This is a genomic window from Microbulbifer maximicatervae (SeqCode) (assembly GCF_052467305.1).
Genome location: NZ_CP174306.1, coordinates 2,140,626 through 2,159,817 on the forward strand (window position 1 = coordinate 2,140,626; position 19,192 = coordinate 2,159,817).

General features: G+C 45.3%; 15 protein-coding genes. 7 read left to right on the top strand and 8 right to left on the bottom strand.

What is annotated here, in order from left to right; all coding sequences use genetic code 11:
* Positions 1-130: 130 nt before the first annotated feature.
* From ACJJI4_RS09560 to ACJJI4_RS09570, 3 genes are all read right to left on the bottom strand, one after another.
* Positions 131-1,183, bottom strand: coding sequence for a hypothetical protein (locus ACJJI4_RS09560; protein ID WP_444927885.1), 1,053 nt, complete (start codon positions 1,181-1,183; stop codon positions 131-133).
* A 1,727-nt stretch (positions 1,184-2,910) separates the two neighbouring features.
* Positions 2,911-3,141: a hypothetical protein gene (locus ACJJI4_RS09565; protein WP_444927886.1), complete on the bottom strand. Its 231-nt coding sequence runs from the start codon at positions 3,139-3,141 to the stop codon at positions 2,911-2,913.
* Positions 3,142-3,228: 87 nt separating this feature from the next.
* Positions 3,229-5,145 carry a VCBS domain-containing protein gene (locus ACJJI4_RS09570; RefSeq protein WP_444927887.1) on the bottom strand — a complete coding sequence of 639 codons (1,917 nt, stop codon included), beginning with the start codon at positions 5,143-5,145 and terminating at the stop codon, positions 3,229-3,231.
* A 616-nt stretch (positions 5,146-5,761) separates the two neighbouring features.
* Here ACJJI4_RS09570 and ACJJI4_RS09575 point away from each other — a divergent pair.
* Together ACJJI4_RS09575 and zigA are read left to right on the top strand one after the other, a co-directional pair.
* Positions 5,762-5,899 carry a hypothetical protein gene (locus ACJJI4_RS09575; RefSeq protein ID WP_444927888.1) on the top strand — a complete coding sequence of 46 codons (138 nt, stop codon included), beginning with the start codon at positions 5,762-5,764 and terminating at the stop codon, positions 5,897-5,899.
* A gap of 121 nt (positions 5,900-6,020) precedes the next feature.
* Entirely contained in the window at positions 6,021-7,226 is a 1,206-nt protein-coding gene (gene zigA, locus ACJJI4_RS09580) for a zinc metallochaperone GTPase ZigA (RefSeq protein WP_444927889.1), read from the top strand.
* Between the two features lie 100 nt (positions 7,227-7,326).
* Here zigA and ACJJI4_RS09585 read toward each other — a convergent pair whose 3' ends face one another.
* From ACJJI4_RS09585 to ACJJI4_RS09595, 3 genes are all read right to left on the bottom strand, one after another.
* Positions 7,327-8,712: a S8 family peptidase gene (locus ACJJI4_RS09585; protein ID WP_444927890.1), complete on the bottom strand. Its 1,386-nt coding sequence runs from the start codon at positions 8,710-8,712 to the stop codon at positions 7,327-7,329.
* A gap of 587 nt (positions 8,713-9,299) precedes the next feature.
* A complete protein-coding gene (locus ACJJI4_RS09590; RefSeq protein WP_444927891.1) occupies positions 9,300-11,351 on the bottom strand; it encodes a S8 family peptidase in 2,052 nt (683 codons plus the stop codon).
* 615 nt (positions 11,352-11,966) lie between these two features.
* The gene (locus tag ACJJI4_RS09595) at positions 11,967-12,455 is read right to left on the bottom strand and encodes a hypothetical protein (RefSeq protein WP_444927892.1); all 489 of its coding nucleotides are present in this window, start codon (positions 12,453-12,455) and stop codon (positions 11,967-11,969) included.
* 261 nt (positions 12,456-12,716) lie between these two features.
* Between ACJJI4_RS09595 and ACJJI4_RS09600 the strand changes: the two genes are divergently transcribed.
* Positions 12,717-13,250 (top strand): Dps family protein, encoded by a 534-nt coding sequence (locus tag ACJJI4_RS09600; RefSeq protein ID WP_282932852.1) that lies wholly within the window; start codon positions 12,717-12,719, stop codon positions 13,248-13,250.
* A 120-nt stretch (positions 13,251-13,370) separates the two neighbouring features.
* Here ACJJI4_RS09600 and ACJJI4_RS09605 read toward each other — a convergent pair whose 3' ends face one another.
* Complete coding sequence (locus ACJJI4_RS09605; RefSeq protein ID WP_282932853.1) at positions 13,371-13,835, bottom strand: GNAT family N-acetyltransferase; 465 nt, start codon at positions 13,833-13,835, stop codon at positions 13,371-13,373.
* Positions 13,836-14,049: 214 nt separating this feature from the next.
* A complete protein-coding gene (locus ACJJI4_RS09610) occupies positions 14,050-15,159 on the bottom strand; it encodes an LLM class flavin-dependent oxidoreductase (protein ID WP_444927893.1) in 1,110 nt (369 codons plus the stop codon).
* A gap of 147 nt (positions 15,160-15,306) precedes the next feature.
* On the opposite strand from ACJJI4_RS09610, the gene ACJJI4_RS09615 reads away from it, so the two are divergent.
* The 4 genes from ACJJI4_RS09615 (at position 15,307) to ACJJI4_RS09630 (ending at position 19,115) form a co-directional block, all read left to right on the top strand.
* On the top strand, positions 15,307-15,825 hold the full coding sequence (locus tag ACJJI4_RS09615; RefSeq protein ID WP_413662048.1) for a MerR family transcriptional regulator: 519 nt from the start codon (positions 15,307-15,309) through the stop codon (positions 15,823-15,825).
* Between the two features lie 710 nt (positions 15,826-16,535).
* A complete protein-coding gene (locus ACJJI4_RS09620) occupies positions 16,536-16,892 on the top strand; it encodes a helix-turn-helix transcriptional regulator (protein WP_282932855.1) in 357 nt (118 codons plus the stop codon).
* Positions 16,886-18,184 carry a type II toxin-antitoxin system HipA family toxin gene (locus ACJJI4_RS09625; RefSeq protein WP_444927894.1) on the top strand — a complete coding sequence of 433 codons (1,299 nt, stop codon included), beginning with the start codon at positions 16,886-16,888 and terminating at the stop codon, positions 18,182-18,184. Before ACJJI4_RS09620 ends, ACJJI4_RS09625 begins: the two co-directional genes overlap by 7 nt.
* A 319-nt stretch (positions 18,185-18,503) precedes the next feature.
* Positions 18,504-19,115: a hypothetical protein gene (locus ACJJI4_RS09630; protein WP_444927895.1), complete on the top strand. Its 612-nt coding sequence runs from the start codon at positions 18,504-18,506 to the stop codon at positions 19,113-19,115.
* Positions 19,116-19,192: the final 77 nt, after the last annotated feature.

The window sequence follows — 19,192 nt, forward strand, 5'->3', positions numbered from 1 at the left end:
AGCCCCGAAGGGCGGGCCTTAAAGGCCGCGTCTGCTACGTTGAAGCTCTTGCAAAAGACTAAGGCCATTCGCGTTGAGCAGCGCCTGACCTCTGCGGCCTTTAAGGCCCGCAGAGATATTTCTGAGTTGTCTAGAGGCTCACATCATCTTTTGGGATGTTCCCATGGTCGGTTTTTACATTTTTGACAAAAGTACTATAGATAGTACCAACTATCTTACCGTAACCTGTAAATATATCATCAATTGCCTTTTCTATAGATGAATCTCCCTTTAAATCCTTTAACTCCTTAAAACCATCAACAACAAGCGACCTTTCCTCCCAAGATACGTTTAACGTTGGCTTTAAGTCAGCCTCATCAGATTCAAATCCAAATCCAAATCCATAATTAGCGTCAGGCTCAATATACTTCTTCGCAATCGTTTTAAAAGTTTCAAGGCTACTATTTTTTCCTGATTTCAACTCCTCCAACACGACAGCTTTTGCCCTATTTATATATAGGTCAATGGTAGGATATTCTTGCGCCCCAGTAGTATCACCTACATTTATCGCACGCCCAAATTCCTGCAAAAATTCAATAGTCTCTTGGGTAAAGGTTTTCTCTCCGACAGTCATCCAATGATCTTTTAACTGGCTACCTTCCGTAGATAAAAGCCGCATAAAGTAGACTTCATCATTCATAGACCGATCAAGATTCTGCTGGGTCAAATCCTTCTCTGGTGCACTAGGTAATCCCCAGCTGAAGACGATCGGATTATCATCACGATCAAAGATTGGCTTGGAAGGATCAACAGCTGGATCTGACACCTTGTATCCATACGCTCTCACAATATCATTGGTATTCATTCCTCTCCATTCTTGCTTATTAGGCTTGTTTATTGCAGCCCTGTCGGTACAAGTAGATACCAATTCAGCCTCAAGCATATGGGGCTTTAAGGGCGGCAGAGCAAAATTTGGCCTTACTGTAGATTTGCCTATAGATTCTGTAGGTACTACTTCATTTGGATTAGGAGAACCCCTTTTTATAGGGTTTAAGCAACCTAAAAGTGAATAAATCTTAGCTCCAAGGCCAGCCCTTTTCTTTGAGACCTGCCCTTCTTGATTGCCTGCCTGATTTTGCCGCCCATTTTCAGGACTAGAGACAGCTATCCGCCCTTGATTATTTACCCCACTTACAGATCCCATTATATCTTCCTCTATTAAAGAGTTAACAAAATACCAAGCAAGTCTATTGCTACATTTATTATTTAAACGTAGACATTACTGCAAAGTTACTTACTTGAATCTTACTCCTTTCAAACAGGCAAATCTTTTGATTTTAGTTTTATCTTTTTAGAATTAAGAAGTTCCTAAATAATAACCCGATACTTCTGACTCTGGATTGGCTCTAAATCGATACACCGCCTCACAGGAGTATCAATCCATCTCAAGCGGTCGCAACGCAAAGTGCGAATGACGCTACCAGTCCCATGCCCCCCAAACAGAAAACTAGGGGTCCTACAAATGACCAGGTCCCACTACGGTGATTTACACTCAATATTGACAGCCTTTAGGCCCTGCAGCGCTTATAGGTAAATATTATGTGACACTATGGACGTAATTTCGCATTAAAAATATGCCCCCTCAGAAGCACTGCAAGTAATGTGCAATCTATGCCAGCAAGACGACTGGTATAGACTTCATATCACCATATTTATCGATTGACGACACACCTTTTTAGGCTTCTCTGCCTGGCAGATGAACAACTCAACTTGAATGCCCTGAATGGAGTAATTACCTGTAATCGCTTACAGTGATAAGCAGTTTGCTATGCAGAATGTCAGTTCATAGCTCTAGAGTCATTCGTCAACAAAGCCTCGCGGATCAAATAGTCCATCAGCTAAAGAAGCAGCTACCCTTACATAAGCAAAAAGAGTATGCAGTTTTGGTTGCTGGAGTGGGGACTTTTGTAAATTAATGTGGACATAACCGCAGGTTTTATATCCCCCAGGCTTAATGACTCAGTCGTTACTTGATTCGGACGGTCTTTGCGGCTTGAACAGTTTTCTTTCTGCAACATAATCTAGTAAAAATTCGGTCACAGAGATCAGCTCTGCGCGCTTTGGTTAATCTTTTTCGACCTGTATTGCTCTCAGCGGATCGGTTGTCTCGCGTGTTGTTTAATGTTGGGGCGCCCCACTTGTTGTTCTTGCGCTACCGACTGAGTTTACATCCATTATTTTCACTTCCTCTTGTGGCTCTAATAATTTCTATACTTTATCTTGAGGAACCTCTAAATGCTTTATTTTGTGGGCTTCAATTTTTAGTTCTTAGTTTTTTATGAGGAGTGTTCAATTGTAGCAATCCACTAAATCCGGACACGAACAGCTTACAAATTAGCAACGGCTCAGGTGGAGCAAGGACAATATCAAAGACTATAACGTAAGGCGACATACAACTCAGCTGAAACCAAGCTGAACGGCTAGCGAAGCTCGCTCAGCCTAGAAAGCATTCAACTATCGGGCCATCAATACCAGAATGTCAAACCGACACATACGATGACCTACGGATCAAAAGCAAAGCCGGAACGGGCTCGGGACATTAGCTACAAATCCTCCCCCCCAGCTAAACAGAAAGTTATTAATTATATTATGGGTTTCTATAGCCCAATAAAATCACATCAAAAAAGACAGGCTACCACCAAATATGGCGGAGATGAAATACTGGGGCGCTTGGGGGGGGGCGGCTATCAAGAAGAGTTGACCACTATTATGCACTAGCTTCTATTTCTGTTTGGGCCTAGAAGCCGCTATTAAGCAGATTCGTAATCGAATTTAGTGAGTAGCTCACCGACTCCCAGCACCCAAAAGCATGAGAAATTTCACCCGGTCATGCATGCCTTCTTAAGGTACATCTCACGCCCAGCAATATGTTTATAGCAGATTAATCTCACTAATTTCACTAATCTGAGAGCCTTCACATTCAGCTTTAATGCTGACACGATCTCCGTGCTTTACATCAAGGCCTTTTATTTCTTTCTTATCCATGAAAAAATAATTTCCTGAAGCCTCATCCTTAACTGAAAAAACATACTCCATATGACTAAACCCCTCACCCTCTAAAACAATTTCCTCTACCGTCCCGACTATAACGCTTTCAGCCAAGACAGTCGCCGACATAACAGACAAAATTACCAATAATAGCACTCTCAACACAATCTCCACCCTACAAACACATTTATTTAAAAATAATCAGTTACTATATTTTACGGAAATTTTTGCGTAACCACTTACAGCATCTACCGATTCAAACTTGATAACCAACCCATTCATAGGATCTGTAAAAGACTCACCTAGCGACTTAAGTCTCACCACATCATTATATGCACCATCATCGGCATAACTAACAACTACTGAGGGGGAGCTTTGACTTGGATTCATTATGGAGTGGCGAGTATGATAATTTATGTAGTAATAATCTTTACCGTGACTACTACCTTCACTCCGTATTTTTATTTGCTGGGGAATATCCTTTGAAAGCTCTCCGGGGCCGAGGTAAATTGATTGCAATTCAGCCTCTTGAAAAACGCCTGCAGACGGTGTGACTACACTGGTATATCCTGGGAATGATTCATACCACCCCAAGAATTCTCTCTGGCCACTACCAAATATTTTAGAATATCCATACCCCATTATTCCTAGACCTCCATATCTACCATCAGAAGCATCCCCATCATTGTTACTATCAAAATTCGCGTGGGCCAGCCCAAAATTATGACCCACTTCATGCTGAATAAAATCTATACCACGAACTGGACCATAATCCAACCCTATTAAGGACCACCCCCCCCAGGTTGCAGCTATCGCACTTGCTCCAAAAATAGCTTTCGGATAAAGGTATACTCGATGGTCCCACTTCCCTAGATCTAGAGGTTCGTTATTCTCATCTACCAGGTTTTCTTTGGCCCAAGCTGTAGCTTCGTCACGGAAACTCAGCCCTTTGTCCGTATATCGGCCACCAAGATGTACCCTATCATATATCTCTTGGTAGCTAAGCATGTCTCCATTTATTTCATCGGGAACATTAAAAATTACACAATCAATTGAAGAGGTATATTGCCCAGGAGAGCCGTAGCAATAATTCTCTAGTGAGCTATCTTCAGCACGATGCCGTACAAAATTATGTTGCCCAAACGAATTGCTATAATATACGTTATCCATAGAGTCTGAATTATTGAAAACTCTATTTGCAAGATCAGAAATACCCAGAATATCTAATGACGAATCACCATCGAACTCCATATATATGAATACAATACTACTCTCCTTAACCTTTATGGTATTAATAGAAAACGTTAATAGTTGAGAGCTATTATCACTTAGTGACAATTCAACCGTTTCAGTAACTGAAGTTCCTGAGGGAATTTCATCAGCTTTCTCGTTAAGGCGGTACTCCCAGTCACCATTTTCATTTATATTAAACTCGCCGTACTCGCCCTCAATAGCTTCATCATTAAAGGTTGGTGCATTTCCATCAATATCACTGATAGTTAGCGTTCCGGTTAAGTACTCTGAGTCACCAACCACTAATGTGCCAATTGGTGTTTCTACATTAAATTCGTATGGATCATCAAACCCTACAATTGCAATCACAATGGGAGTTGTTTCACTACTTGCCTGAATTCCTATATCGAAATTATCACTTACAACTTCCTCACCCTGAATAGGATCTGAAAGAAGATCATCAAGTACATATACCCAACTTCCATCTGCACTGACTTCAAGCTCGCCATAAACCCCTTGAAAGCTACCTGGAGTAAATTGGATTTCACTATTTGTGTCACTGGAGAGCTTCCCTGAAACTCTCTCTTCGAGATTTTCTGAAATCCTACCAGAACCACCTGTTATTTGGTTCGGACTGGTGTCGCCAGAATCATCACTACTTCCTGAGTCATTCCCTCCTCCTGAGTTGCCGCCCCCTGAGTTGCCGCCCCCTGAGTTGCCGCCCCCTGAGTTGCCGCCTCCTGAGTTGCCGCCTCCTGAGTTACCATTCCCAACAGAACTTTCATCCGTGTTTTGGTCAGAGTTTGAGTCTGCTCCGCCACCTCCGCATGAAGCTGCAAGAACAGATAACAAAATGGCAGCTGAGATCATACCTATATTATTCACACATTCTCCAAAGCACTATTTCTAAGGTTATTTTCCGTGTTTAACTTTTGGCTACACAGGCAATCTATTTATCTAATTGATTGCGCAGCCACCATCAAAAGTGTAATTTTTCACAAAGCAATAATTCAACCAAATCATATGTATATATTGCCCTGCGCAAAACATAATCATCCACTAAACAAACGTGGATTAATTAGCCACAACTAAACCTAAACATTGGAGGCCTTATTATTGTATAAAACTCGTTAGCGTCATTAGATTTAAGGCGGTAAATTTTAGAATTTAGTCTTTCTTGAAATTTTTTCTCATTTTTGTGAACTTTATATAGATGCAGGCAAAATCCCAAAAGCTCACCACTTTCAACCTCCATGTATCATTTCGATATTATTCGGCTATATTTTTACAACCTTGGCCCAAAGGTAGCCGCTAAATATTTCTGTGATTTCTCTGGCCTTCAGAGCACCTTACAATCAGGGCACGCCTTCCCAGGAGTGTCTTGTGTAGAGGCCTACTAAACCCGAAAAACAATTTAGGTGGGGAAGTTGCTAACGAAGACAAAGTCATTCAATAAGTAGACAACATCAACCTTTGTCTCCTGACGGGTATTTCTGAAGATGTGAAGTACCGCCCCCGCGAGCATGTGCGCGATGACACGGGCCATGCAAGTATGGCTACGTCTGATCGCTACATTGATTCCGACATGCGGGAGCGGCATGAAAGTGGGCGGAGTAAGCGGGTTAAGGAGGAGCGGTAATACTACCGCCCTGCCCTCATATAAATGAAATAGCTTGACCTTCAAAAGATACGATATATCATTGCACACCATCTGATTAACCTAGTACACATGGATGAACACTCAGAGTGCGGAGAGGCTAATGGCGCATACAAACAAACTCCCTGTCACCGTCCTTTCAGGTTTTCTAGGTGCCGGTAAAACTACCGTACTTAGCCACATACTGAACAATCGCGATGGCAAAAAAGTTGCTGTAATCGTCAATGACATGAGTGAAATCAATATTGATTCGACGAAGGTACAGAGCGAAGTTTCTCTTAACCGTAGTGAGGAGAAGCTTGTTGAGATGAGTAATGGCTGTATTTGCTGCACTCTGCGAGAAGACCTTCTGGAGGAAGTCACTAAGCTTGCGCAGGAAGGACGGTTTGATTATCTCGTTATTGAATCAACAGGGATTTCTGAACCCTTACCCGTTGCAGAAACCTTCACTTTTGCCGACGAAAATGGTGTTTCTCTCTCTGATGTTGCCAGTTTGGACACAATGGTGACGGTGGTCGATGCAGTCAATTTTTTAAAGGACTATGACGAGGCAGTATTTTTACAGGATGCTGGTGAATCATTAGGCGAAGACGACGAACGCAGTGTAACTGATTTGCTGATCGACCAGGTCGAGTTCGCAGATGTCATTCTGATCAGTAAAACGGATTTAGCTGGCCCTTCTGATGTTGAGCGCCTAGAGGCCATTCTGCGAACTCTAAATACGCAGGCAAAAATAGTTCCGATCTCTCAAGGGCAAGTCAATATTGACGAGGTTTTAAGTACCGGCTTATTTGACTTCGAGCGCGCGCAGCAAGCACCTGGTTGGCTTAAAGAGATGCGAGGTGAGCATGTTCCTGAAACTGAAGAGTATGGCATTAGCAGTTTCAGCTACGAAGCACGTAGACCCTTCCATCCAGAAAAATTTCATCAATTTCTGCACAATACTGAGAGGCACGGCAAGTTAATTCGTTCCAAAGGGTATTTTTGGCTGGCGTCCCGCCCTGAGTTTGCGGGCGAATGGAGTCAGGCGGGAGGCATTGCCCACTATGGTTTCGCTGGAATGTTCTGGAAAGCTATACCCAAAGAAAACTGGCCCACTGACGAGAATTATCGCAGCTCCATTAAAAAGCAATGGGTAGAACCCTTTGGTGATATGCGGCAAGAACTAGTCTTTATTGGCCAGAGTCTGAATCAAACCAGCATGACAAAAGCGCTTGATGATTGCCTGCTAAGCGAGGACGAAGTGCTACGAGGCAAAGAATACTGGGCGACATTGAATGATCCATTTCCCGCATGGGAACAAGGATGAATATTAACCTCACCCCTTTACTTGGCTAAATCCTTCAGTGGAAAAGTGTAAAAGACCGGCAAAGTGCCGGTCTTTTATCAAACTTACTCCTTTCTACAATTCAATCCTCTATAGCGGCCTCAACGGCTGCCGCCGCATCAACAATGCCTGATCCACAACGCCGACAAGAGCCCGTAAAGCTTCGGGCTGTACTGGTGAGAATGGATTCAACCTCATCTGGTGTAACATTGGGCTTGACTGAATATATAAGTGCAGCTGTACCGGCAACATGTGGAGCGGCCATGCTGGTACCGGCATAGTATGCGAAGCTATCACTACCGGGAGTCCGTGCGCCGCTGTTTAATGTAGAGAGAACGCCATCGGATTCCACCGAATTAGTTTCACCTCCGGGGGCAGCGACATCGACCACATTGCCGTAGTTGGAGTAGTAAGCAAGCCCACCGGAGCGGTTGGTTGCGGATACTGTAATAACTCCTGAACAGTTAGCTGGCGAAAACCAGAAGGCATTCCGCCCAGAGTTACCCGCCGCAACAACAACGGTAGCGCCCAGGCTACGGGCCGTATTAATGGCACTTTGAGTTGTGCTTCCACAGAGGCCAAAGCCCCCCAGGCTCAAGTTCAACACTTGAGCCGGAGTTTCATTGGCTGGTGCACCACTAACCGAGCCGCCAGCGCTCCAGACAATGCCGTCGGCAATATCAGAAGTGTAACCGCCGCAGCGGCCGAGTACTCGAACGGGGAGCACTTTTGCTTTATGGGCTATCCCAGCGATACCCATTTTGTTGTTGGTGACGGCAGCAATGGTGCCGGCCACATGAGTGCCATGCCAGCTGCTATCAAATTCGGGATACAGTGGGTTTCCGCAGTAACTATCGGTATACCAATCCCCGGGATCACTGGCATCACTATCACGGCCATCCCCATCTACAGCGATATCGGAATCCGAAATCATGTCGTAACCAGGCAGCAAGTTGTCCATGAGGTCTGTGTGAGCGAGATAACCGGTATCAATAACTGCTACTACCACGCCCTCCCCCTGAGTTATATCCCAGGCTGCGGGCAAATTCAGTCCACCATCAGCTTCAAAGTAGTGCCACTGGTCGTAATAGCTGGGGTCATTAGGGACCGCCATAGGGTGCATCATCAAGTCGGGCTCAGCGTACTCAATATTGGGGTCTTGTTTTAGGCGGTTGATTATCAGGTTGATCTCGGCTTGGCTTTTTCGGCTCCCCAGGTGCATGACTTGTGCACCCGTCGCCATGCGCCGCAAGTGGCGCAAGTTGTGGCCCGCACGGCGAGAGGCTTTCTCCACAGTTTCCTGAGTCATGCTCGCTGACCGTCCGATCGTGGAATCCTGCTTGTATTTCACAATGATCCGGTCAGTTGTTGGGGAACTACTTAGGTTATCCATTTGGGTGGCGAAGGAGCCTGTACATAGAAGTGAAAACACACCTGCTAGAGTGGATTTTTTCAACAGTGACTTCATTATTGTTATCTCTCCATGATGATTTAGCCGACGGGGTGTAACATCCTAACCATTAGTACCACTGTCCCTGTTGTGACAGGGCACGTTAGGCTTTACGCAAGATATATGCCTGAGCAAGTCATGGCTGGATATCGAGACAAAATTAGTACCAGTGTTTCAATTTTGCCCACAGGGATAGTAGTGCCAACCGATGTATCCTTCTTAGGTGATTGCCGGCCTCTTTCTATTCTTGTGACAGCCTCCACCTAAACAAACTTATTTATCTGTCTTTGCACCGATATAGAGATAACTAAGGGCTTTCCACTCACTGTGCACAGAAAGGCTGCAAAATACTTTTCGAAATTTATCAACTTTAAAGAAAAGGCTGGAGCTTGAAGTTAATCCACTCTGATAAAACGAGCTTTAATCGAGCAGTGGAAATGATCATCACAGAATTGGTGATATTGCCGGCAATATAACTGGGAAAGGATTCTGCGGAGATCAACGTGTTAAATGAAAATGCTAGTCAGCTTAACTGACTAACATTATTTGAGTAGAACTGCTATCTACCCACCCCACAGGAACCTGTGGAGTGGGAGTTGGCCCATTTACTCAGTACTAGCACTCAGAGAAACGCCAGAGTAGTCAGAGTAACCGCGGATACTGATATACCAGGTACCTGCGTCTGGATTGCTGATGCTGCAGCTTTCATCATTACCCCACTCGTAAGGACGACAATCGTACGCTGTGCGGGTGGGCTCTTGGCCAAAACGAACATAGAGGTCTGCATCCCCACTGCCACCAGACATTACGGCGCTCAGCGATGAAGCTCCGCTATCAACGTCGATAGTGAAGTGCTGCCAGCTGTTGCGGGAACCACTGAGATTTGTCTCTTCCCAACTGTCGCTACCGCCACCGCCGCCACCACCTGCGGTGTAGCTACCTACGAGGCTTACGTTAGAAAAAGAACTATAGCCTCGCACCATGACGTGATAGGTCCCTCCCTGTACGTTAGCGATATCACAGGTTTCATTATTGCCTGAGGTGTAGGGCCGGCAATCATAGGTGCTGGTTGTTGGTGCGCTACCGTAACGAACGTAGAGGTCAGCATCACCGCTTCCGCCAGACATTACAAAAGACAAGTCTGTAGCATTTGCAGGTACATCCAGCGTGAAGTCAATTTCTTCACCACTATTACCTTCAATACCCGTCTCAGCAACACCGTTTTCAAGTTCACCACCGTCGTTACCGCCACCACCACCGCCGCCACCACCATTGGCCATGGCTACGGCTGCCGCCGCATCGACAATACCTGAACCACAGCTGCTGCAAGAAGCCGGGAAGCTCCGCGCGGTACTGGTGAGAATTGATTCAACTTCATCTGGGGTCAAGGTAGGGTCTACGGAATAGAGTAATGCTGCAGCACCGGCCACATGGGGGGCAGCCATACTGGTGCCCTGGATGTAATAGTAACTATCACTACCGGGGTCAGTAGCACCATTGTTATAAGTAGAGAGGACACCGTCGGAGTCATTGGCGAAGCTCTGTGCTCCACCAGGTGCTGCAACATCTACCACGTTGCCGTAGTTAGAATAGTAAGCACGGCCACCGCTGCGGTCAGTCGCAGCCACTGAGATCACCCCATCACAACTGGCAGGAGTAAATTGGCTTGCATTAGCATTGCTATTGCCAGCGGCTACAACAACCGTGGCACCGAGACTGCGGGCAGTATCGATGGCATTTTGTGTAGTAGTACCACAGCTTCCGCTGCCGCCAAGACTGAGATTGAGTACGTCGGCGGGATTCGCATTGGCTGGCAGGCCACTGACAGAACCGCCAGCCCCCCAAATGATCCCGTCAGCAATATCTGACGTATAGCCACCACAACGGCCGAGCACACGGACAGGAACGATCTTGGCCTCATAGGCAACACCAGCGATACCAAGATTATTGTTGGTAACGCCAGCGATAGTGCCGGCAACATGGGTACCGTGCCAGCTACTGTTGCTTGAGGAGCTATCTCCACAAGTACCAGAGCTATACCAATCACCCGGATCGGTGGCATCGCTATCGCGACCATCGCCATCTACGGAAACGAAGGTATCGTCGATCATGTCGTAGCCCGGCAAAATGTTGGCTGCCAGGTCTGCATGGGGTCGATAACCAGTATCGAGTACCGCGACCACAGCCCCGTTACCCGCAGTGGTATCCCAGGCTGATGGAAGGTTCAAGCCACCGGTAGATTCATAGTAGTGCCACTGATTGAGGTAACTTGGGTCATTAGGTACAGCCACTGCTTTCAAGATCAGATCTGGTTCTGCGTACTCCACATCCGGGTCTTGCCTCAGGCGATCGATAATTGCATTTACTTCAGCTCTATTTTTTCGACCTTCCAGGCGCATTACCTGAGCGCCAGTAGCTATGCGGCGCAGATGGTGCATTTTATGGCCAGCGCGACGGGAAGCTTTTTCCACAGTTTCCTGAGCCATAGTAGCGGCCCGTCCAACTTTAGCGCTTTCTTTGTACTTAACGATGATGCGATCAGTTAGCAGCTTGTTATCCGCTTCTTCCGCATAGGCACCAAAAGGCGCAGTGCATAGCAATGAGAATGCACTTGCTAAAGCCGTCTTTTGTAAAAGAAATTTTAAAGATAATTTCATTATTGTGGTTTCTCCGAAGTTATATTTATTCCAATACCAAAAAATCATTCGATATTGGTTACTCCTAAACCGCCCCGCTTTGGCTAAATAAATTCTATAAAGGGAAAGCCCAAAAACTGCTGAATTTAGGATCATTTAGTTAGCTTGAGCGAAATTGGTACCATTGTTTCAGCTTGGTACAAATGTATAACGACTTGGAAATTGTTGTCCTCAATGGAGATCTCGAAACTCATGTGGACTGCGATGACAAGTTTTAAATCTCTACAAAAAACTTAAGTAATAAATATTTTTCCGCAAAAAAGTGTGGAATGGTTCACGGGAGATACAACCAAAGAGGATTAACAGATCACTTATGAAAAAAAATACGGCCTTATCCCTCAAACATAAAGCAATGTTATATCACATCAAAAATATTTTATTTAACTATGACTTTTGATGACTGGTAAGTTGATTCAATGAGGGCTGGGCGCTCTTGCGAGTATGAAAGAAAAGAAAAAATCTACTACTTTAATCGGCGCTAGTTATCAGCCTCTTACTTGAGCTAACCATTCACCGTTTGATAAATCAGCAGCAAATCTAATTTCTCCGAGTTGTATAGCTGCTATATCTCGGCCTTTATAGGTGTTCTTTCGCCAGTGAAATTAAACGATCACACCTGGCTATAGCTTTATAGGCATAGGCCTCTTTGTTGCCCCGAGAAGTATCGAGCTCAGAAAGGACACTCTTTTTAAGAGCAGTAGCAACTTCAATGGCAAGAGCATACTTTTGGTGGTTTAAGCAGTGCCGACAAAAAATTGTTTCCAGAGTATCTTCGCTATCAATGTTTAAATACCCCAAGTCGTGCACATCCTTGTGAAGACCTTGAATAACTCCAAAAGATAAGCCTCTCTCAGAGAGCAATAAAAACTTCTGCTCAGCAATACGCCGCTTTGTTTCAAGCACTAAATCTGGATATTCTTGAATAAGCGGGTAGTGTATGCTTTCAACCTTATCAAACTCAGTAACTATCTCATCATAACCAAGGTCTTTTACTTTTAGATATGCATCCGTTAAAAGATTACACAACTTTCTAGACAACTCTTCCTTTTTGAAGCTATTGAACACTCAGCAATTCTCCGTAGCTGCATTACCTATCCTAAGAGCCTTTTAACAAATCAGATTGAGCCGCTTTATATCTCAAACAGACTCCTCCATATACGCTTGAGATATATCAACCAGTATAAGACTGATGGAAAAATAATGTGCTGGTTCTCTCTGGCTTCCAACCCTTTGTGAATGGCTAGTCGCCATATAGGTGTCTAATCTAGTGCCATGGAGACACCGACTGCAACACCTGTCCCTTTGTCATAACTTGTGAGGTTTGATATGAGAAAAGCAACTGGAGAAGCGGTAGGCACACAATCCAGGCTAGCCGCCCCTTCTGATTTAAGTGAGAGTGCGAGGGCCAGCATTACTATTGCCGTTAATACCCTGCTGGCAGATACTTTCAGCCTATATATGAAGACAAAGAACTTTCACTGGCATGTTAGCGGCCCCCACTTCAGGGACTATCATTTGCTTTTCGATGATCAAGCCGATGAAGTATTCGAGATGACCGATGCCCTGGCGGAGCGCGTGCGCAAACTAGGAGGCACTACGCTTCGCTCCATTGGCCATATCGCCAAGCTACAACGATCTTCAGACAATGATGCCGAGTATGTAGATCCGCAAGATATGTTGTTAGAGCTAGGCGAAGATAACCGGGAAATGATCTCAAGTATGCGTAAAGTCCACGAACTTTGTGATGAGCATAGAGATATTGCTACCGCAAGCTTGCTGGAAGAGTATATTGATCAGGCAGAAAAGCGGTCATGGTTTTTGTTTGAGGCTAGTCGCAGCTCTGGTTTGACACACCACTGAGCCCTTTGGCTCAAGCTTGATCTGGCAGACAGCGCTACTTTTTGAATTACCCTGTCAGATCAAACTCAACCAATACGACTTTCATTTTCCAAAGCGGCCTGTTCCTTTTCAGGTTAAGAGCTACAGCTCCAGCTTCAACCTCTCCCCGACCGAATTCTCGAGGAAACCTTCTCGGAGGTAAAAATCAATTGTTCGTTGCCAGTTTTCTCTTTCTGGAGTACTAACTTCCAACCGTGGCCAGCCCTCCTCCTTCGCAAAGCTGATCGCCTCAGCCAAAAGAGCCTTGCCAATAAACTGCGAGCGGAACCCTGGTTCAACATACAGCTCCTCGATTACCCCGTAGTTGCCTCCGGCATAAATAGCGGCAGATCTGGATAGGGTAATAACTCCTACAGGAGCTCCATCGACATGATATAGGAAAGCATGGAATCCATTATCTTGTGATAACAGCTTCTTAGCCGTTACTGCCATCACCTCTGGATCGATGTTGCGCTTATGACCGACAAGGGCTTGCAGCAATTTTGTTACCAGTCCTGCGACTTCATTACTCTGCTCCACCCCGGCCCTTACAATCGGACTCACCATAAACTATCCCTTCCCTTTAACTTATTTACATTTTTGCCCAGCTGAAATGTGATCACATTTAGAATCTATCAGCAATTTTTACTGGCAGCAAGCTGGGTGCGTAGGAAAGAAAGCGGACAACTCTCTATTGAATTGCTCTTAAGTGAAGGGGATGAGCCCCTTAATCAGGGGCCGGTTTATTGAGACCTTGATCCCAGCGCTTATAGATCGCCTCTTAAATGTCTCCTAAATATTCGAGGCTACGTAAAGCAACAGACCAATCCAAGCCACCAAATCGATTGATAAATGCCATATGTTCAACACCAATATCCTGATAACGAGCGATCATTTGTTGAACTTCCCCTGGAGTACCAAAAAGCCCAGTTCCTTTATCACGCATACAGTTGTATATCCCCGAAGCATCTGAGACTTTGTTACCGGAAAGATAAGAAATCACACGGGCCAATGCAGGCTCTACTGAATACCTCACGTCCTTTTCCGATTCCCCCACCTGGGAGAAGATGGTAACTACACTTTCCGCATGGTCCTTACCAAAGCCGCTATCAGCCAATCCCTGACGATGCTGCTCAATTCGCACAGCGATTTCATCAATATTCTCGGTTGAAGGCGCAACAATTGTTATCAGGCCATATCCCGACCTTCCAATTTCATATGCACTTTCGGGGTTATTGCTCGCGATGTAAATTGGGGGAGAAGGCTTTTGCACAGGAGATATATTTAAGGACTCAACTCCTCTATGGCCCTCTAAAGCCAGCTTCCAGCGCTTTTGAATCTCAGCTAGGTTATTCTTAAATCTCTCCCCTCGGCTTGAAAAGTCATACCCCATTCCTTCTGACTCCAAGAGTTGCCCACCAGTACCCACTCCCATGTTGAGGCGCCCCGCAGACAAAATATCTAACATGGCATAGTCCTCTGCCACCTGAATCGGGCTCCTTAAGGGTAAGATAGAAACTCCCGAACCTAGGCGTATCCTTTTAGTCAATTGGGAAAGCGCTGAAAGGAAAACAGCAGGGTTGGGAATATGTCCCAGATGCTGGAAGTGATGCTCTGCACACCAAACACTATTGAAGCCAGCTCTTTCAGACAACACCGTATGTTCTATGCAGTGCTTCATCAACAAACTGGGATATTTTTCGACCTCCGGGTGATAGTCCAAAAGCCAGAATAGTGACTTCTTAATATTGCTAATTGAGTGACCCATAACCAAAAACATCTCTCGCTGATTGCTAAAGCCCAGAACTTTGAACCCTGCATCTATAGACGAGTCAATAGCAAATAAATGACCATATATTCGCCATATACACAAACCTACGGTAAGTGTCATTTTCATTAGCACAAAAGAAGGGATACTACGGAGCCGTTCAAATCTCCTTTACACTTCCATAAGAGCAATTCAAGGTATCGCCTTCCGACTTGACCTGTCTACAGGTTCAGGGTTGATCATCACCTGCTCTACCTATCTGGAGCATTTATGCTAACTGTTACAGAACTGGCCAGGCACTGTGGTATATCCAGGGCAACGATTCTTTACTATGAACGAGAAGGAATACTTGCGCCCACACGGCGCTCAGATAACGGCTATCGCTGGTATGGCCAAAATGAAACTAGAAGGCTGGAAGCTATTGTTGCCTATCGTTCCTACGGCCTATCTCTGAACGATATAAAACGATTACTTGATGGCCAAAACACTTCATCTCAGTCTCGGATTCTGGAAGATCATTTCTACCAATTGGAGAGCGAAATTCACAAGCTTAAAGAACAACAGAGAGCGATCGTCGCCCTATTAAAAGAGCCAAGTTTGCTTAAAGATCAAATGGTCACTAAGAATCGATGGGTAGAAATAATGAGAGCGGCAGGGTTTGATGAAGACTCTATGCTCGCTTGGCACCATAAGTTTGAGGAAATGGAACCTGAACAACACCAGAGGTTTCTTGAGTCTCTAGGTATGAAACCTGAAGAAATAAAAAGTACAAGAGGTTTTAAGGCCTAAAGAGCGTCTACAGCAGTTGATTTGTTTTGGTTTCCAAAGCATTGCCCCGTCGTTAATCTATGTACTTTCTCTTATCGTCGCCCTGTTAGCTATCAATATATAAGCTTTACCTCCTACCAAATCTAAAGAACTCCTACCATACCTATAGAGCAGCTTACAATCCTCTACAAACTATAGGGGAGCGTATACAAAAACCTTCCTCCTAACTTAAAGTTAACAGGGATAAATTTTGTAACGGTCAGCTACTGTTGGTTTACCCATAGAACAATATAGGGAAACAATTTGCTTCTAGTTAATTTGCGGCCACTGTTCATGGCAGTATCTAATGTAAATCTCCATAGAAACCTCTTAGTTGTTCCCATTTGAGAAACCTCTTAGTTGTTCCCATTTGGCAACGGCAAGAAATCTAATAGCAGCAGTGAAGCCTAATCATCCCCGAGGAAAGTAGTCGCCCGCCTATGGCATCAAATCTTATGTAGAACAGGTGTTTCTCTTATCGCCAGCAGAAGTTGAGCTTCCGGCAGAGGCGGCCTCCATCAATAATAGGATTAATACAAATAATAGCCTGAATAACACCTGTAAACGATCAATTTAAGCATTAATAGCTGCAACTCCACCTATTAACACTTTTAACCTTTGTAGACTATAATAGCTCAAAAAGCACCCTTTAGCTCGACAAAACCTAATCAAAGGGTGGAAAGGCAACTATTATGGGATTTCACGGTCAATCAGATAAGCAAATACTTGAGTCGCTGGGCAATCGTCTCAAAAACTACCGCTTACGAATGAACCTTACTCAAGATGACATGGCTGAGCGTGCAGGCCTATCCACCTCCACCATTAAAGGGCTGGAGGCTGGTCGTGGCAGGCTTGATAGCCTTGTTGCTGCGCTGAGAGTACTTCGCCAACTTGATTCATTGGATAGCTTCTTACCTGAACCGGCAGTAAGTCCGATGCAAATTGCTACTCAAGGTAAACAGCGGCAGAGAGCCAGCCGCAGCTCACAGAATCAGCGCGATACCCTGCCCTTGAACAGCAATAAGAAAAGGAGCAAGCCGGAATGGTAAACCAGACAAATGCCGCAACAGTTCACTTGTGGGGCGAGTTGGTAGGCGCTGTCCACTGGGGTGACAGTGGTTATGGTTCATTCGAGTATGCACCGGAGTTCTTGCGTCGGGGGCTGGATATAGCTCCGATAACCATGCCTATTGAAGCTTCAAATGAGCCATATACTTTTCGCGGCCTCAGTCGGGAAACATTTAAAGGATTACCGGGACTCCTCGCCGATTGCCTGCCTGACAAGTTCGGCAATGCGGTGATTGATGCCTGGCTCGCACGCCAAGGGCGAACTCCAGAGAGCTTCAACCCTATTGAGCGACTCTGTTACACCGGTACTCGTGGCATGGGAGCGCTTGAATTTCAACCGGCGGTGGACGGCACCTTCAAAGACTCTGTCGACCTGAACGTTGAAGAATTAGTCAATCTAGCTGCCGCAATTACCAATAGGCAGACGGATCTCAATACGCAATTTGGACATAGTGATACTGAAAAATCAGGCTCCTTACTGGACATATTGCGCGTAGGAACCAGTGCGGGAGGCGCCCGTGCAAAAGCAATTATTGCCATGAATGCTATGGGGGATATTCGCTCTGGTCAGGTCCCCGCCCCTAAAGGCTATGACTACTGGCTTTTAAAATTTGACGGCGCGGGAGATCTTGAATTCAGGGCAAGCGATGGCTATGGGCGGGTTGAATACGCCTATTATCATATGGCTCGCGAAGCGGGTATCAATATGGCGGAGTGCGGGCTACTGGAGGAAAATGGCCGAGCGCATTTTATGACGCGGCGCTTTGATCGGGTAAACGGGCAAAAGCTTCATATGCAGTCTCTATGTGGTATTGCGCACTTGGATTTCAACATGGCAGGCGCACACTCCTATGAGCAAGTATTCAGCATAATGCGTGAACTATATCTGCCTAAAAATGAAGCCGTTCAGCAATATCGCCGTATGGTCTTCAACGTATTGGCCAGGAATCAAGATGATCATACAAAGAATATTGCATTTCTTATGGACCCAGCCGGAGAATGGTCTCTTTCACCAGCCTTTGACCTGACTTATGCCCACAATCCTGGCGGAGCTTGGACAAGTCAACACCAGATAAGTATTAACGGAAAGCGTGATCACTTCAATTTAGATGACTTAATAACATTAGGGGAATCCATCAGTATTAAGCGCCCAATGGAGATAATTGATCAGGTCGCAAGTGCGGTAGCAAATTGGGAGCAGTTCGCTGAAGCCTCCGGTGTCTCTGAAAGCTGGACTATTGAAATTGGCCAAAACCACCGCAAGCTAACTTAAATTTTATCTATATGTCATTGACCTATCCGCTACCCACTTCTTTTGTGGCCCCAAGGATGGAGCCAGGGCTCGATCCCAAATTTTACCGCTAAAACCTTCAGCCTCCCAACCATACTCCCACGGCGGCCCCAGTGTATCTTTTAACTCCAAAGATCCCTTGTCGAATAGAACAGAGGCACCGTACACGAGCTAATAGTCTATGAGATATCGGGCGGGATGAAGCCAGGTCCAATCTAAAAAAACGACACTTCAATCATCTTCATCTGGGAAATATCAGCTTTCATTCTATTTTGGCGATTAGCGTATAAAAGAGCTGCTCATGATGAAACAGTCACATCTATTCACAATAATTTTGATTGTCCTTGCTTTTATGGGAGTTAAAACGGCAGCAGAAGAGGATGGCCATAAATCAGTCAAGAATAGCAAGGGCATCATTTGTAATAATGAGTATGTTCTATGCACATCTGCCCCATGCATTCCAGACCCCAGCAATCCAAATTCAAATGCAATTTGCAGGTGTGACGTTAATAAGGGGTTGAACTTCGGGTTTTCCGAATGTAAAACCCGGGCTCCTGTGACTGACTCAAACGACGTCAAAAAAGCCTTATCGACATTTTCTTTCGCACAGGCTCCCACCAAACCTGTACTGTCCTGCCCCGAAGGTAAACCGTGGACTGATTGCCTGGATCAACCCTGCATTGTCGACCCGATGAATCCACTTAAAGCCATATGCACATGCAAGATTGTACGGGATAAGTCTTTTGTAACTTTTGGAGGCGATTGTGTTTCCCTGAGTTGTGATACGGGTTACTGGTCAGGTGCAACGGCAGAGTCCTATGTGGGAGCAAGCAGAAAACTGATGAAGGCATTTAGCTTAGATGAGGTTCCCGCCAAATATTGCGTGGGGATGAAACCTGAGGTTTCAGAATAATTTCTGCCCGATCCAAGTCACACCAATCTTTTGTGTTTTTTAGAAATAGATACCCGATTCGCAGTACGGGCCGTTGA